Origin of the sequence: Desulfobotulus alkaliphilus, from assembly GCF_007830435.1 — a bacterium.
Classification (GTDB): Bacteria; Desulfobacterota; Desulfobacteria; order Desulfobacterales; family ASO4-4; genus Desulfobotulus; species Desulfobotulus alkaliphilus.
Genome location: NZ_VLLC01000002.1, coordinates 101010 through 115522 on the forward strand (window position 1 = coordinate 101010; position 14513 = coordinate 115522).

The following is a 14513-nucleotide window of genomic DNA, read 5'->3' on the forward strand; positions in this document are numbered from 1 at the left end:
AGATAAAACATGAAAGAGCTGGATTGCAGGGGGCAGGCATGTCCCCAGCCCGTACTGATTACCCGGAGTTTTCTGGTGGACCATAAAGATGCCGGGGATTTTTGCATCCGTGTGGATAACCGGGCCGCAGCGGAAAATGTGAAACGATTTCTGGAAAATTCCGGATTCGGCTGTGTGCTGGAGGAGGCTGGGTCAGACTTCCTCATTGTTTCCAGAAGCGGCATGCCAGAGGGCCTGCCGCAGGAAAAGATGCCTGAAAAGCAGGACGGCGGGAAAAGAAAAATCCTTGTGATGCTGACCACAGACCGCATCGGTGAGGGGGATGCCGTACTGGGAGCCGCACTGATGAAAAATTTCATCCTTACCTTGAAGGAGCTGGGGGAGGATCTCTGGCGGCTTGTCTGTCTCAACGGCGGGGTAAGGCTGGCCCTTAAGGACTCTCCCGTACTTCCTGCCCTTCGGGAGCTGGAAGATGAGGGCGTGGATGTCCTTGTCTGCGGCACCTGTCTGGAGCATTACGGGCTTACGGAAAAAAAGGCCGTTGGCAGCACAACCAACATGCTGGATATTGTGACGGGTTGCGGGGTGGCAGATAAGGTTATTTCCTTTTGAGCGCAGGTAATTTCTGCCTCTACAGTATCTTATGAGTAACTTGTGAAGTTATTCAGTAACTGTTCAGCACAGTTTTCCAGGTACCATAGCTGCAAGGCATATGCACAGGCCCCAGGCTATTTGCCCGTGACGCAATCTTATTCGGGAGCTTCTTGGCCTGTACGGAAGCGGCAAAAACTCCCCGCCACAGGCAGGATACGTTTTTTTATTACCATAGCAGGCCTTGGTACGCTGCCTTGTGGCGGCTCAGACAGTTTGCCGCTTCTTTCGCACAGGCCTGCAAAGCTCTGATCCGAAACGATTGCAATATCACTTGCAAATAGCCACGGAGCCTTGCAGCAGTACGAAGCTGCTGAATAATTACGTTATTCATAGGCAACGCACGTCGTGTTGGGGCCGTAAAAAACATTCGCAGGGGCAGGCCTTGCGCCTGCCCGTATGCAAGCTCTCACCATGGGCCTGACAATAATCTGACCAGCAGGCTGTGGCTGAGTCAGGGTAGTAACTCAGATAAGTTAATCCTTTATTTTTGATCAGGACCACCCGAAAGCCCCAGTTCATCCATGAGCTGGAAGAGCTTCTGCCTCTGTATGGGCTTGGTGAGATATCCCTCGCACTGGGATTTAAAGGCCCGCATGATATTATCCTTATCATCCAGCGCCGTGGTCATGATGACCTTGACGCCGGAAAGTCCATGGATTCCCCTTTCCTCTTCCATTCTGCGGATTTCCTGCAAGGCCGTCTGTCCGTCCATTTCCGGCATCATGATATCCAGGGCGATGAGGCCATAGGGGCTGTTTTCCTGATGGGCTTTTTCAAAGGCTTCCAGGGCCTCCCTGCCGTTTTCCACCAGATCACAGATACCGAAGGTTTTCAGGTTTTTCTGCATAACCATCCGGCTGATGGGGTCATCTTCAACAATAAGAATGCGCATAAAAAGCTCCTTATTTCCCTGAGGCCTGAGGGCTGAAGACCAGAACGGCACCGGCACCCTGAAAGCGGCCTGTAAGGGGGGTGATGGTGAGGGATATCTGTTCCGGCAGGATTGTCAGTCTGCGGGTTTCATTTTTTTTCATAACCATACCGATGGCTTCAAGGACGTTTTTGTCAAAAAAGTCCGAGGCTTCTGCACCGGGTCCGAAGCCGTTTTTTTTATTGAAAACATCCATGGCACTCTGGTTGGCTACGGCCACAAGACCTTCGCTGCTGATACCCAGCACGGGAAAGGGCAGGGTTTCCAGCACGGCCCGGGACAGTTCCAGGGCATGATTCTGCACTTTCAGCTCATGGGTGCGTTCCGCAACGGCCTTTTCAAGGCCTTCATTGCTGTTTTTCAAGGCTTCGTTCTGTTCAACAATGGTTTCCTGCAGCCTGCGGTTGGTTTCGGCCAGGGCGTACTGGTCCAGGGCCTGACGGATTTCAAGCCGCAGATTCTGATCATTCCAGGGCTTGAGAATAAACTTGTAGATGTGTCCCCTGTTGACGGCTTCGGCAATGGTGTCGATGTCCGTGTATCCGGAAAGGATGATACGGATGATCTGTGGCCATTTTTTCCGGACCCGTGAAAAAAGCTCCGTACCATCCATGCCGGGCATGCGCTGATCGCTGATGATGACATGGATTTTTTCTTTTTCAAGGATATTCAGGGCTTCATCTGCGCTGTTTGCGGTGAGGGTCCGGTACGGCTCCCGGCGGAGAAGTCGTTTAAGGGCCTGAAGAATGCCGGTTTCATCATCTACGCAGAGAATGCAGGCATCATCCATGGGAACTCCCCAGAAAAAGGTGGCAGGCTTCCCTTCCCTTTTCATGCAGGGGGGGAAACCAGATATGTGGATTTTTAAGAACCGCCCGCATTTTTTTTATGGCCAGAGGATGCAGCATACCTGCGGGCAGTTCATTGCGTACCAGATCCCTCTGGCTGTCCAGCATGTTTGCCGTGTGCACCAGCAGGGAAAGGGGAGCGATTGTACCCTTTGGCAGGCGGTGATGCTGGGCAATGGCCTGTTTCAGGGCAGGGGGCAGCTGCCACTTCAATGCCATGGCTGCGCCCATGTCTGCATGGGAAAAGTCCGGAATAAGCGATGTTTCCATAAGGAAAAATGGCTTTCCGCTTTCCCTGCTTTTTTTTTCAAGGTCCATAAAGGTTTCCGGCATGCAGCGGGCCAGAACAATCAGGCCGATGTCGTGGAGCAGCCCCGCCACAAAGGCATCATCCGGCCTGCAGAGCTGTGTTTCCATGGCCAGATATTCACAGAACACCGCCGTACGGATGGAATGGGGCCAGAGCCAGTCGCCGGGCATTTTTTTTGATGGCCCCAGAATATCCAGTATGGAAAGGGAAAGGGTAAGGCGGTGCAGGGTATCAAAACCCAGAAGGGAAACGGCGTCCGGAATATTGCCCACGGTGGAGCGTAGCCCGAAAAAGGCTGAATTGACAAGTTTTAAAATCCGTGTAACCAGCGAAATATCCTTTTCAATGATCCGGCTGAGATCTTTGGTCCGGGTCTCCGGATCCTGGAGCATGGCATTGACCGTGAGGATGACCTTGGGCAGGGAAGGCAGTTTGTCCGCAGCATCCAGAAGTGTTTTTAAAGGAGTCTCAGGGGCTGAATTGGGCATGGCTACCTCAAGCTGGCAGAATCTGTATGGGTTCCTGTATGGCTTCATTTTTGTGTATCTGGTTCAGCCGCTGCATGATTTCTTTTGTGATGATGGTATTGTAGGGCAGAAGGAAGCGTCCCTGAACAGTATAGAGTGGTCTTGCCAGTTTCATTCCCGGCTCCATCTGTTCCAGGATCAGGCTTTTTTCCCGTTTTACACCGAGTCCCTGATTTTTCAGAAGGTCCAGCAGGGCCTTCACCACATCGGGATCATGGCGGGAAAAGGCATCCTGCTTGACCTTTGCTGCGGCAGCCTGACGTTTGAGGGTCTGGCTGTTGATGTGATCCAGGGTACTGTCTTCCTGACGGGAGAGCAGGCGGACGGCCTCTGCGGACAGTTCGGGAATATGGAGGTATCTGTCATAGGCGTCCGCCACGGAAAGGATGCGGGCTCCCATGGGAATTTCCTGTTCGGAAAGGCCGTTGGGAAACCCCTGGCCGTCGTAGCGCTCATGGTGGCAGCGGATGAGAATGCCCACGTGGTCCAGCCGGGGGATGAGCTGGAGCAGGCTCTGGCCTTCTTCGGGGTGTTTCCTGTAATGCTGAAAATCCTCTTTGCTCATCTGCTGCGGGTTGCCCCTGAGAATCCCCGGTGTACCGCCCACCTTGCCGATGTCGTGCAGAAGTCCTGCCACTTCTATATGCAGAATTTCTTCCGCATCCAGTTCCATGTGCCGGGCAAGCATGGCCGCCATTTCACTGACCCTGCGGCCATGGCCGGAAAGCTCAGGAGCACTCCTGTCCACAAGGGAGGCCAGCAGCCGGACCGTACTGTAGAAACTGTCTTCCAGCATCTGATTGACACGGGAAAGGCTTTCGTTCTGTTTCTGGATATCTGCGGTTCTCTGCTGAATTTTTGCTTCCAGTTCCTGATTCTGGCGGGAGAGCATGATCTGAAGTTTTTTATTCTCGAGAATCACTTCATACTGCTGCAGGGTTTCCGTGACGGCCTGAATCAGGGTGTCGTCTTCCCAGGGTTTGGATAAAAAGCGGTGAATGCCCCCAAGATTGATGGCCCGGGTAAGGGCTTCCAGATCCGAGTATCCTGTGAGGAGAATACGGGAGGCATAGGGGTAGAACTTACGGCTTTTTTCCAGAAAGGTGGCCCCGTCCATTTCGGGCATGCGCTGATCCGAAAGGATCAGGGAAAAGGCATGTCTGCTTTCTTCGAGAAGACAGAGGGCTTCCGGGCCACCCGATGCCGTGTGCAGGGTGCAGGGCAGCCTGCGGAGGGTTCGGGTAAGGGCTTTGAGTATGGAAGGTTCATCATCCACAAGCAGAACATGGTGGGTATATTTTAAATTTTCTTTTGTGCTCATGGGAGATCCTGTGGTTTTTGAGGGGTATGCTGGCTGATTTTCTGAACCTTGATTCCTTCCGTCGGCAGATGAATGCGGAAGGTGCTGCCTTTGCCCGGCTCACTGTGAACCTCAATATGTCCCCCATGCTGCTGGATCAGGGTATAGGCCACATGGAGTCCCAGCCCTGTTCCCCTGCCAGCAGGCCTTGTGGTGAAAAAGGGATCGAAGATTTTCGGAAGCAGGTCAGGTTCAATGCCACACCCCGTATCCCGTATCTGGATAACAATATGCTGGTTATCGCTTCTGCAGGTACGGATATGAATTTCTCCCCCTTCATTCAGGGACTGCAGGGCGTTGATGCAGATATTGAAAAGCGCCTGCCGGAGCTGCCCCGGATAACAGAAAAGGGGAGGCAGGTCTGCCAGATCCTTTTGAACAGGTGCTGTTTTTCCGTGTTTTTTTTCTGCAAGGGAAAGGCCCTCTGTGATGCACTGTCCGATATCCGCCATATGGGGAGTCAGGCTGCCCGGATGGGTGAAAATGCGCATGTCTTCCACAATGTTCCCGATGCGTTCAATGCCTTCGCCCGACTCGCTGACAAGGGCTGGGACATCTTCAAGGATGTAGGCAATCTCTGCGCTGGCTTCAAGGGCCTGCATTTTCTGAAGGATCTGCTCTGTTTTTGTATCTTTGGGTTCAATCGCCCCTGCCAGAGCCTGATACGCTGCAAAAAAGGCCTGCACTTCTTTTGCGTATTTTCCAAGGGTTCTGATGTTGCTGGCAAGAAAGCTTAAGGGGTTATTGATTTCGTGGGCCATGCCCGCAGCCAGATGGCCAAGGGATGCCATTTTTTCCGTATTCAGGAGCTTGCGCAGGGTTTTTTCATGGCGGTCTTCCATGGCCAGATGGCGCAGGCCTACCCGGATGCGGGCCATGAGTTCGTCGGGATTCACGGGTTTGGCAATATAGTCATCGGCTCCGGCCTCAAATCCGGAAAGGAGGTCCTCTGTGGCATCCCTTGCCGTGAGAAGGATGATGTACACATAGGAGCCGGAAAGGGTTTCGCGCACTCTTCGGCAGAGGCTCAGTCCGTCAAGGCGGGGCATCATCCAGTCCGTAAGAAGGATACGGACGTCCTTTTTCAGGAGAAGATCCCAGGCTTCTTCTCCGTCTGCTGCCAGATGGACCCTGTGCCCGGCCCGGAGCAGGATTTTTTCAAGAAGTTTTGCGGAAACAGGATGGTCTTCGGCAACAAGGATATCCATGGAGCACCCCTCTTTGCTATAAGGATGGTCTGTTCATGGTTCTCTTAAGGGAATACGGATGCTGAAGGTGCTGCCTTTGCCCGGTGTGCTGTGTGCGCTGATGTCGCCGCCGAGCTGATGCATGATGTTGTAGGAGATGTTGAGGCCAAGGCCCGTTCCCTTTCCCACGGGTTTGGTGGTGAAAAAGGGGTCGAATATTTTAGGCAGAATGTCCTCGGGAATCCCTTTACCCGAATCTGTGATATCCACAAGAATAAAACTGTTTTGGATCTGTGTTTTCAGGGTGATGGTTCCCTGTTTTTCAATGGCCTGGGCCGCATTGACCAGAATGTTCATGAAAACCTGACTGAGTTTCTGGGGAACGCAGAGAACCAGCGGAAGGGGCTGGAATTCTCTGATGATTTCTGCCTTGTATTTAATCTCGTTCCATACAATGTTCAGGGTGGATTCCAGACACTGGTGGATGTCCGTCACTTCGGCATCCATTTTTCCCGTGTGGGAAAAATCCTTGAGGTCTGAGACAATGCGGGCAACCCGCTCCATGCCTTCCAGGGATTCCGTAATAACGGCCTGATGGTCTTCACGGATAAAGTCCAGATCAATCCGGGCACGGATTTTTTTTATTTCTTCTCTGGTTTCTGCTGTGTTTTTTCCATTCTCCAGATTTTCTTCCAGACTGTCAAAGGCATCGAAAAGTTCAAAAATATCTTTAAAATAATCCCGTACGGTGCCAAGATTGCTTTTGACAAAGCCAACGGGATTGTTGATTTCATGGGCAACGCCTGCGGCCAGTTGTCCAAGGGAAGCCATTTTTTCTGACTGGATGAGCTGGGACTGGGTTTCCTTTAAATTTTTCAGGGTGTTCTGCAGATCTCTGGTGCTTTTTTCGACCATGCGCTCAAGATTGTGGCTGTATTCTATGAGCTGTTTTTCCTTTTGGATCTGGTCACTGATATCCCGGATATAGTATATATCCACGGGAGTGTCTTCAAGGGGTCTTGGGCAGTGCACCACCTCCACAGGGATACTCTCTCCGGATTCAGGTAAAAGAAGCAGGCCTCTGCCCTCGCTGCCCGCAAGCAGTATTTCCTGTATGGTTTTTCCTGCGAGCGCTTCTTGACCGCTGTGCAGGCAGAGTGCTTTCATATGACTGTTCATATAAAGGATTTCCCCAGTTATTTCGGGGCTGTCCTGGATAAGCACTATACCGATACCGGCTCTGGCAGCCGTTTCTGCTAAAATGCGGGCGGTTTTTGAGTGGAAAAAATGAGGGGAATTCATGGCGTCCCGGAGATTTTGTTTGATAAAAACAGTGTTTTTCGTAACTATTCATCGGATTTTCCCCCCTCCCTCCGGGAGGGGGTCAGGCCTGCCCGGCAAACAGGTCACCAACCTGATCTTTTCAATGTGCTGAAGCTTATTGGCCTGAGTACCGGGGGGAGGGAAGAGCGCTGTAAAAGGCACCTTATCCCACTGGCTTTTTCTTAAAGATTTAAAAGGCTGCCAAAGTCAGGGTGATCCATCTGAATCGCTGCGTTTTTTCTACCATAGCGAAGCTGAGGTTCTTTGTCCATTGCCTTGTTTGGAGGGTGGCTTTTTTGGAAAAATAATCATCCCTTTTGTCTGAAAGGAGTTGGTATGGGATCCATGGATGAGCAGATACTGCGCACCACCAAGGAAATGGTGGTGAAATTCATAGAGGTGGGCCGGGTTTCACCCACCACCTTTGAGGATATTTTTAAAAATGTGTACAGAACCGTATGCGAGGCCGTGGAGGAAAACTCTCTTCAGGGTGAAAAAAAGGAGCGTTAATCAAGGGAATATCTGCTCTTTTTTCCATGTTCTCCATGGCCCATTTTAGCCATGCCTCAGTTTAAGCTTCGGGAATTGCTGCAATGACGGATACGGAAACAGATAACGGAACACCGCCAGAAGAAGACAGAGGGTATTGGAATCAGGTGGTAAGCGGTGTTAACGATGTCCGTTGCCACAAGATCGGGCGAGTCCTTTTATGACAGAAAAATGGAGGTGTAAATGAAGTGTCCAAAATGTAAAACAGCAGTATTGAAAAAATCAGCTTATAATTCTCAGTATTTTTGTGATCAATGCAAGGGTATGTGGTTAGTAAAAATGAAAAGCTCAAGCTTGACAGATATTTCAATTGAAACGATTGATAATGATACGGTGGCCGATAATGATAGTAAAACGGGCCTGTGTCCGTCTGGTCATGGCCTTATGATCAGAGCGAAAGTAGATATTGATGAGCCTTTTTATCTGGAAAGATGTACGGCGTGCGGTGGAATCTGGTTTGATAACGGTGAGTGGCTTCGAATAGCAGAAAACAATCTTTCTGATAATTTAAGTATTATATGGTCAAAATCATGGCAGAGAAACCAGAGCAGAATTAAGAACAGAAACAGTTTTCTTGAAACAAACAAGAAACTTTTGGGAGAGCAGGTTTTTAGAGAGGTCATGGAATTGTCTGAAACACTGAAAAATCATTCTGAAAAAGACCGGGCAATCGCCTTGCTGCAGCAGGAAATACTTCATGAAGATGCCCATTCGTAAACATGTTTTTTTACAAAGATTCAAGGGGTTTCATGTTGTTGTGAGGCCCTTTTTTTCTTTTGGTCTCAGATATTTTTTCTTGTACAAAAACCTAAGGTATGCTACCCGTCCTCCGGTTTTGCAATTTTGTGCAACCCGATACAAAAGCAAAAGGAGGCCCCATGGCCAGACGTAAAAAACCGAAGATCACACTGGTGATTGAGGTGGATCATTCAAAGATCCGAAAACCCATCAGCCCCCCAACCCAGACCCACAATGATAAAAAGAGCTACAACCGGAAGATGAAACACAAAAAGCGGTTCCCCGAAGGGGGGCCGCTTTTTGTGTTTCATCTTCCGGCACTTCAAAAACCAGTTCATCATGTACGGTCAGGAGCATCTGGGTCTGCATGAAATGATCCTTTAAAGCCGTATCCATCTGAACCATGGCCATTTTGATGCGGCCAAAAAGGGTGGTGGTGAAGCTCTTTTCCCTGTCCACAGCAATTCCCCTTTCTTCCATAAGCATGACGGAAAAACAGCACAGGGATCTTCTGGAAATCGTGTAGGATGCCTGTTTTGAACTTGACCTTGAAGACCGGATTCAGTACTTCAACACGGCTCTCTGTCGCATTACAGAAAGACCTTCTTCCGAAATCAGGGCCAGGCGTTTTTTTCTGCTGGCTCAATTCAGAGGATGCCAAACTTCTCAGAAAACAGATGGAAAGCAAATCCCACATTGGCGGTACAGCCATTTTTTCCCTGAACCTGCAGAAACCCGATGACGGTAGGGTGTCTGTGCGTTTGAGTCTTGCTCCCATAGAAGACGGCCAGAGCCGTATTTCTGGATTCCGCTGCGTGGCCAGGGATACCAGCCGGGAGGTAAAGCTGAAGACGGAGTTGAATACGGCCCGGCAGCACCAGAGTCTTTCTGAAAGTCAGCACCTAACCTTTCTGCGCCATATGGCCCACAGCCTGAGAACCCCGATGAATGCCATACTGGGTGGCCTGCATCTGCTGAAGGAAAAAAACGGGGCTTCCCTTATCCTTGGGGAAGCATCAGGCCGTATACAGGAAGTGCTGGAGGACCTTCAGGACTATTTAGATCTGGCCGAAGGACGACCGCAAGCAGGGCCTGTGGAAGAAAAAAGGAAGGAACAAAGGCGGATCCATTCAGAACAGAATGAAAGAAAACAGCCCCTTATTCTTCTGGTGGAAGATAATCTCATCAATCAGAAAATCACCATGAAACTTCTTGAAAACAATGCCTATATCCCTGATCTTGCGGAGAACGGGTTTCAGGCGTTGGAAAAACTTGAAAACCAGAGCTATGATCTGGTTCTGATGGATGTGCAGATGCCGGAAATGGACGGACTCACAGCCACCCGCAAAATTAGGGAAGGCCATTGTGGAAAAGAAGCCGCCCTTACACCCATTGTGGCCTTTACAGCCCATGCTTCTTCCCAGGACAGACAGGCCTGTCTGGAGGCTGGCATGGATGACGTACTGACCAAACCGGCCAAGCCCAAGGGTTTGCAGGCCATGGTTGAAAAATGGATACGGCAGAAAGAATCATAAAAAGTCGGAACCTGATGGAAAACATCAAAAAACGATGCGTGTGACCCGAGATGCCCCGAAAGATTCTTTTTTACAGGAGTCGGTCTGAAGGTTTCTGATCCTGCTTCCCTCTCTTTTTACTATTATCCCCGTATTCTGGATTCTTTCTGACCCAAGTTCGTAATTTTTTTATGCAAACCCAATGAAATCAAACAAAGTGATTTTTTATGGGTGCTACATATCCATTTTTCAGCCCTTTACATTAAGCCTTCAGGAGCATGGTCACTACTTTGGCGAACTTGGGCTGAAATGAAGACCTTCCTCGGAGGAACTTAAGGGATAATCTGCTCCCAGAAGTGATGTCTCTTCAGATTTTCTTGATTTTTTTTCCACCCCAAGATAAATTTATTTAGTCGCACTGAAATACAAGAAACTTCTCCCTGCTCACTTTCTGCTGCTGTGGTCAAAAAAGAGCCCTCCGTTTTTCTCTGGCCGAAACAGCCCTGCCCCTAAAGATACCGGAGGTTTTTTGTGATCCCTTCTCTGGCTTCAAAAAACGTCAATCAACAGGACAAATGCCTTGAAGCAAAGGCATTTCTGTCCTTTTTTAATGAAAAGGTTCTGCCTGCCCGCCGCATGGGTCTTGTCTTTGGTATCTTTTTTTATGGGATCTTTGGCCTTCTCGATGTTGCTATTCTAGAAAAAAAAGAACTCTTCATTATCCTTTCCATCCGCTACCTTGTCATCATTCCTCTGGCTTTTCTGGTTCTTGGCTGCAGTTTCAGGGTAAAATGGGTGCAGCACTATTTTGAACCCATTGTTGCTTTCCTTATTCTTCTCTGTTCCCTGAGCATGATTCTCATGGTTACCTTTGCCAAAGATGCCCACGCCTTATCCCATTACATGTTCGGCGTTCTGCTGGTTATTTTTGTGGGATACAGTCTCTTCCGGCTCTTTTTTTTCTGGGCAGGCATCACGGGATCGCTGATTCTTATTGCCTTTGTGGCTTCCACGCCATGGATGCCCATGGAAAAGGCACTGGTTACGGCCTATACCCTCCAGCTTTTCTGCGGTTTTGTGGCCAGCATGATCGGTGCCTATGTCATGGAAACGGCATCCTACAGGGATTATCTTTCCACAGAAGAGATGGAGGCACAGCGGAAAAAGGTGGACAGCCTGAATGCGGATCTGGAATTGCGGGTAGAGGAAAGAACCCGTGTCTATAATGAAAAAGTAAAGGAGGCCCAGAGGCTTCTGGAGCAGCAGCAGGTGGTGGAAAGAACCCTGCGCATGACGGAAAAACAACACAGGGATCTTCTGGAAATCGTGGAGGATGCCTGTTTTGAACTGGACCTTGAAGGCCGGATCCAGTATTTCAACACGGCCCTCTGCCGTATTACCGGAAGGCATCCTTCAGAAATCAGAGCCAATCGTTTTTTTTGCTGGCTGAACGTGGATGATGCCGCGCAGCTCAGAAAAGAGATGGAAAATAAAGCCCATGTGGGAGGCACTGCCATCCTTTCCCTGAACCTGCAGAAACCCGATGATGATATGGTGTCTGTGCGTTTGAGTCTTGCTCCCATAGAAGACGGCCAGAGCCGTATTTCTGGATTCCGCTGCGTGGCCAGGGATACCAGCCGGGAGGCAAGGCTGAAGACGGAGTTGAATACGGCCCGGCAGCACAAGAGTCTTTCGGAAAGTCACCACTTAAAATTTCTGCGTCATATGGCCCACAGCCTGAGAACACCCATGAATGCCATATTGGGCGGCCTGCATCTGCTGAAGGAAAAAAACGGGGCTTCCGTAAGCCTGGGAGAGGCCAGCGGCCGCATGCAGGGCGTTCTGGAGGATATTCAGGACTATATACAGCTGGCAGAAGGCCAGTGGATATCCCAGGAGGATATTTTTTCACCTAAGGATGCAGCCTCTGAAATCTGTGCATCCTACCGGGTCTGGGCAGAAGACCGGGGCCTTGAATTTCATTTTGAAACCAGCAACCTTCCGGATTATCTTCAGGGAGATGCCCGTTTTTTCAAGCGCATTCTCAATAAGTTTCTGGACAATGCCCTCAGGTTTACGGAAAAAGGGGGCATCGATGTTTTTCTGGGATGCAGAAACATCGCAGGCATGCTCTGGCTTGTCATGGAGGTAGCGGATACGGGCTGCGGTATGGATGAAACAAAGCTTGCCCATGCCTTTGAATCCCCCCACAGTTTGAAGGGGGGGCAGGAGAATCAGGGAACCATGGGGCTGGGGCTGGCCTTTATCCATCTGATGACGGAACAGTTGGAAGGGAATCTGCGTATCCGGAGCCTTCCGGAAAAAGGAACACGGATCATCTGTGAAATTCCGGTCAGGGAAGTCCGGTCTGTGGAAGAAAAAAGAAGGGGACAAAGCCAGATTCATGCAGAACAGAATGAAAGAAGGCAGCCCCTTATTCTTCTGGTGGAAGATAATCTCATCAATCAGAAAATCACCATGAAACTTCTTGAAAACAATGCCTATATCCCTGATCTTGCGGAGAACGGGTTTCAGGCGTTGGAAAAACTTGAAAACCAGAGCTATGATCTGGTTCTGATGGATGTGCAGATGCCGGAAATGGACGGACTCACAGCCACCCGCAAAATTAGGGAAGGCCATTGTGGAAAAGAAGCCGCCCTTACACCCATTGTGGCCTTTACAGCCCATGCTTCTTCCCAGGACAGACAGGCCTGTCTGGAGGCTGGCATGGATGACGTGCTGACCAAGCCGGCCAAGCCCGAGGGTCTGCAGGCCATGGTGGAAAAATGGATACGGAAGGCAGCATCATAAAAAGGTGGAAGCTATGGAAAAATATCAGGAATGGATGCGTGTGGCGAGGGGTGAAGCCCCTGCGGATCTGCTTATCACGGGCGCCCGCATCATCAATGTCTATACGGGAGAAATCCTTGAAACATCCCTTGCCGTTCATCAGGGGCGTTTTGTGGGATTCGGGGATTATGAGGCCATCAACACCCTTGAACTGGCGGGCCGCCACATTGCCCCCGGTTTCATTGATGCCCATGTCCACCTTGAAAGCAGCATGGCCTCTCCTTCGGAATTTGTGAAAGCCGTCCTGCCCAGAGGCACCACAAGCGTGGCCGCAGATCCCCATGAAATTGCCAATGTGCTGGGAACTGAAGGTATACAGTATATGCTGAAAGCCAGTGAAAATCAGCCCATGGATCTGCTTTTCACCCTGCCATCCTGTGTTCCTGCCACCCACATGGAGACGGCCGGAGCCAGACTGGAGGCTGCTGATCTGGCTCCTTTTTTATATCATCCCCGTATTCTGGCGCTTGCTGAAATGATGAATTATCCCGGTGTTATTTTCGGGGATAAAGGCGTGCTTGAAAAAATAAGGGAAGCGCACCGTAGGGCAAAGCCTGTGGACGGCCATGCTCCGGGACTTTCCGGCAAGGCCCTGAACGCCTATCTTTCAGCAGGTATCTCTTCGGATCATGAATGCACCACAGCGGAAGAAGCCATGGAAAAAATGCGGGGCGGCATGCACATCATGGTGCGGGAAGGTACCTGCGCCCAGAACCTTGATGCCCTGCTGCCCGCCCTGAATGAGCAGACTTCCCGAAGAATGATGTGGTGTACCGATGACCGCCATCCCCATGACCTCATCCATGAAGGTCACATGGATGACATTATCCGCAGGGCCATTGCCGAAGGCATTGACCCGGTGATGGCCATACAGATGGCAACCCTGAATCCTGCGGAATATTTTTCCCTGAAGGACAGGGGAGCCATTGCACCGGGAAAACGGGCGGATTTTGTGGTCATCGGGGATCTGGAAGCCCTTCACATTGAGGCCGTGTACGTTAAAGGAAAGCGTGTGGCAGAAAGGGGAAGGCTGCTTGCTGATCTGCTTTTGCCCGAAACACCGGCACCACCGGAATCCATGAAAATAAAGCCCGAACAGCTTGATTTTTCCCTGAAGGCAGAAGGAGAGAGTATCCGTGTCATTGATGTGGTTCCGGGGCAGGTGGTGACGGGCAGTCTTGTCATGGCCGCTGCCATGGAACAGGGTATGGCTGTGGCGGATGCGGCGAGGGATCTTGTCAAGCTCGCCGTTGTGGAGCGGTACACGGGAAAGGCAGGATGTGGCATTGCCTTTGTCCGTGGACTGGGTATCCGGGACGGGGCTTTGGCTTCCACCGTGGGGCATGATTCCCACAACCTCATTGTGGCCGGAGACAGCGACGAAGATATGAAAACAGCGGCAGCGGCTGTCATTGAAATGAAGGGCGGCATGGCCGTTGTCAGCAGGGGGCGTGTCATGGCATCCCTCCCCCTTGCCATTGCAGGGCTGATGTCCACAGCCCCCATGGAAACCATTGAAGAGCAGATGAATGCCCTGATCCGTGAGGCAAAGGTTCTGGGCTGCCCCCTTGCCGATCCCTTCATGACCCTGGGCTTTCTTTCCCTGCCCGTGATTCCTTCCCTGAAACTCACGGACAGGGGCCTTGTGGATGTGGATCGTTTTGAGCTGGTTTCTGTTTTTACGGATACTCCATAAAAATTTTTCGGGGCAGAGCAAAGAAA

At 50.6% G+C, this 14513-nt stretch carries 13 protein-coding genes; 6 read left to right on the forward strand and 7 right to left on the reverse strand.

The window, feature by feature from the left end; all coding sequences use genetic code 11:
• The first annotated feature begins 9 nt into the window (after positions 1-9).
• Complete coding sequence (yedF, locus tag LZ24_RS02080; protein ID WP_144681838.1) at positions 10-612, forward strand: sulfurtransferase-like selenium metabolism protein YedF; 603 nt, start codon at positions 10-12, stop codon at positions 610-612.
• 523 nt (positions 613-1135) lie between these two features.
• On the opposite strand, the gene LZ24_RS02085 is transcribed toward yedF, so the two are convergent.
• Genes LZ24_RS02085 through LZ24_RS02110 form a run of 6 tightly spaced genes read right to left on the reverse strand, consistent with a single transcriptional unit; the run spans position 1136 to position 6996 of the window.
• Positions 1136-1546 carry a response regulator gene (locus LZ24_RS02085; RefSeq protein ID WP_144681840.1) on the reverse strand — a complete coding sequence of 137 codons (411 nt, stop codon included), beginning with the start codon at positions 1544-1546 and terminating at the stop codon, positions 1136-1138.
• Positions 1547-1556: 10 nt separating this feature from the next.
• Positions 1557-2375, reverse strand: a complete 819-nt coding sequence (locus LZ24_RS02090) for a response regulator (protein WP_186442877.1) — start codon at positions 2373-2375, stop codon at positions 1557-1559.
• The gene (locus LZ24_RS02095) at positions 2368-3279 is read right to left on the reverse strand and encodes an HDOD domain-containing protein (protein ID WP_144681845.1); all 912 of its coding nucleotides are present in this window, start codon (positions 3277-3279) and stop codon (positions 2368-2370) included. The genes LZ24_RS02090 and LZ24_RS02095 overlap by 8 nt, the downstream gene beginning before the upstream one ends.
• Entirely contained in the window at positions 3239-4591 is a 1353-nt protein-coding gene (locus tag LZ24_RS02100; RefSeq protein ID WP_144681847.1) for an HD domain-containing phosphohydrolase, read from the reverse strand. Before LZ24_RS02100 ends, LZ24_RS02095 begins: the two co-directional genes overlap by 41 nt.
• Positions 4588-5838 (reverse strand): sensor histidine kinase, encoded by a 1251-nt coding sequence (locus LZ24_RS02105; protein ID WP_144681849.1) that lies wholly within the window; start codon positions 5836-5838, stop codon positions 4588-4590. Before LZ24_RS02105 ends, LZ24_RS02100 begins: the two co-directional genes overlap by 4 nt.
• A 33-nt stretch (positions 5839-5871) precedes the next feature.
• Entirely contained in the window at positions 5872-6996 is a 1125-nt protein-coding gene (locus LZ24_RS02110; protein WP_186442879.1) for an ATP-binding protein, read from the reverse strand.
• A 480-nt stretch (positions 6997-7476) separates the two neighbouring features.
• Between LZ24_RS02110 and LZ24_RS17075 the strand changes: the two genes are divergently transcribed.
• Together LZ24_RS17075 and LZ24_RS02115 are read left to right on the forward strand one after the other, a co-directional pair.
• A complete protein-coding gene (locus LZ24_RS17075; RefSeq protein ID WP_186442880.1) occupies positions 7477-7650 on the forward strand; it encodes a hypothetical protein in 174 nt (57 codons plus the stop codon).
• 222 nt (positions 7651-7872) lie between these two features.
• Complete coding sequence (locus tag LZ24_RS02115) at positions 7873-8406, forward strand: zf-TFIIB domain-containing protein (RefSeq protein WP_144681853.1); 534 nt, start codon at positions 7873-7875, stop codon at positions 8404-8406.
• Between the two features lie 231 nt (positions 8407-8637).
• On the opposite strand, the gene LZ24_RS02120 is transcribed toward LZ24_RS02115, so the two are convergent.
• A complete protein-coding gene (locus LZ24_RS02120) occupies positions 8638-8886 on the reverse strand; it encodes a DNA polymerase (protein WP_186442881.1) in 249 nt (82 codons plus the stop codon).
• 218 nt (positions 8887-9104) lie between these two features.
• On the opposite strand from LZ24_RS02120, the gene LZ24_RS02125 reads away from it, so the two are divergent.
• From LZ24_RS02125 to ade, 3 genes are all read left to right on the forward strand, one after another.
• Positions 9105-9962, forward strand: a complete 858-nt coding sequence (locus LZ24_RS02125) for a response regulator (protein WP_186442882.1) — start codon at positions 9105-9107, stop codon at positions 9960-9962.
• Between the two features lie 510 nt (positions 9963-10472).
• On the forward strand, positions 10473-12752 hold the full coding sequence (locus LZ24_RS02130) for a response regulator (RefSeq protein WP_144681859.1): 2280 nt from the start codon (positions 10473-10475) through the stop codon (positions 12750-12752).
• Positions 12753-12765: 13 nt separating this feature from the next.
• The gene (ade, locus tag LZ24_RS02135) at positions 12766-14487 is read left to right on the forward strand and encodes an adenine deaminase (protein ID WP_144681861.1); all 1722 of its coding nucleotides are present in this window, start codon (positions 12766-12768) and stop codon (positions 14485-14487) included.
• Positions 14488-14513: the final 26 nt, after the last annotated feature.

Excerpts from the sequence above, each read along its gene's own strand:
- LZ24_RS02125 (WP_186442882.1), top strand. The coding sequence starts at position 9,105 with ATGGAAAGCAAATCCCACATTGGCGGTACAGCCATTTTTTCCCTGAAC.
- LZ24_RS02110 (WP_186442879.1), bottom strand. The coding sequence starts at position 6,996 with ATGAACAGTCATATGAAAGCACTCTGCCTGCACAGCGGTCAAGAAGCG.
- LZ24_RS02105 (WP_144681849.1), bottom strand. The coding sequence starts at position 5,838 with ATGGATATCCTTGTTGCCGAAGACCATCCTGTTTCCGCAAAACTTCTT.
- LZ24_RS02085 (WP_144681840.1), bottom strand. The coding sequence starts at position 1,546 with ATGCGCATTCTTATTGTTGAAGATGACCCCATCAGCCGGATGGTTATG.
- LZ24_RS02095 (WP_144681845.1), bottom strand. The coding sequence starts at position 3,279 with ATGAAGCCATACAGGAACCCATACAGATTCTGCCAGCTTGAGGTAGCC.
- LZ24_RS02115 (WP_144681853.1), top strand. The coding sequence starts at position 7,873 with ATGAAGTGTCCAAAATGTAAAACAGCAGTATTGAAAAAATCAGCTTAT.
- LZ24_RS17075 (WP_186442880.1), top strand. The coding sequence starts at position 7,477 with ATGGGATCCATGGATGAGCAGATACTGCGCACCACCAAGGAAATGGTG.
- yedF (WP_144681838.1), top strand. The coding sequence starts at position 10 with ATGAAAGAGCTGGATTGCAGGGGGCAGGCATGTCCCCAGCCCGTACTG.
- LZ24_RS02100 (WP_144681847.1), bottom strand. The coding sequence starts at position 4,591 with ATGAGCACAAAAGAAAATTTAAAATATACCCACCATGTTCTGCTTGTG.
- ade (WP_144681861.1), top strand. The coding sequence starts at position 12,766 with ATGGAAAAATATCAGGAATGGATGCGTGTGGCGAGGGGTGAAGCCCCT.
- LZ24_RS02090 (WP_186442877.1), bottom strand. The coding sequence starts at position 2,375 with ATGGATGATGCCTGCATTCTCTGCGTAGATGATGAAACCGGCATTCTT.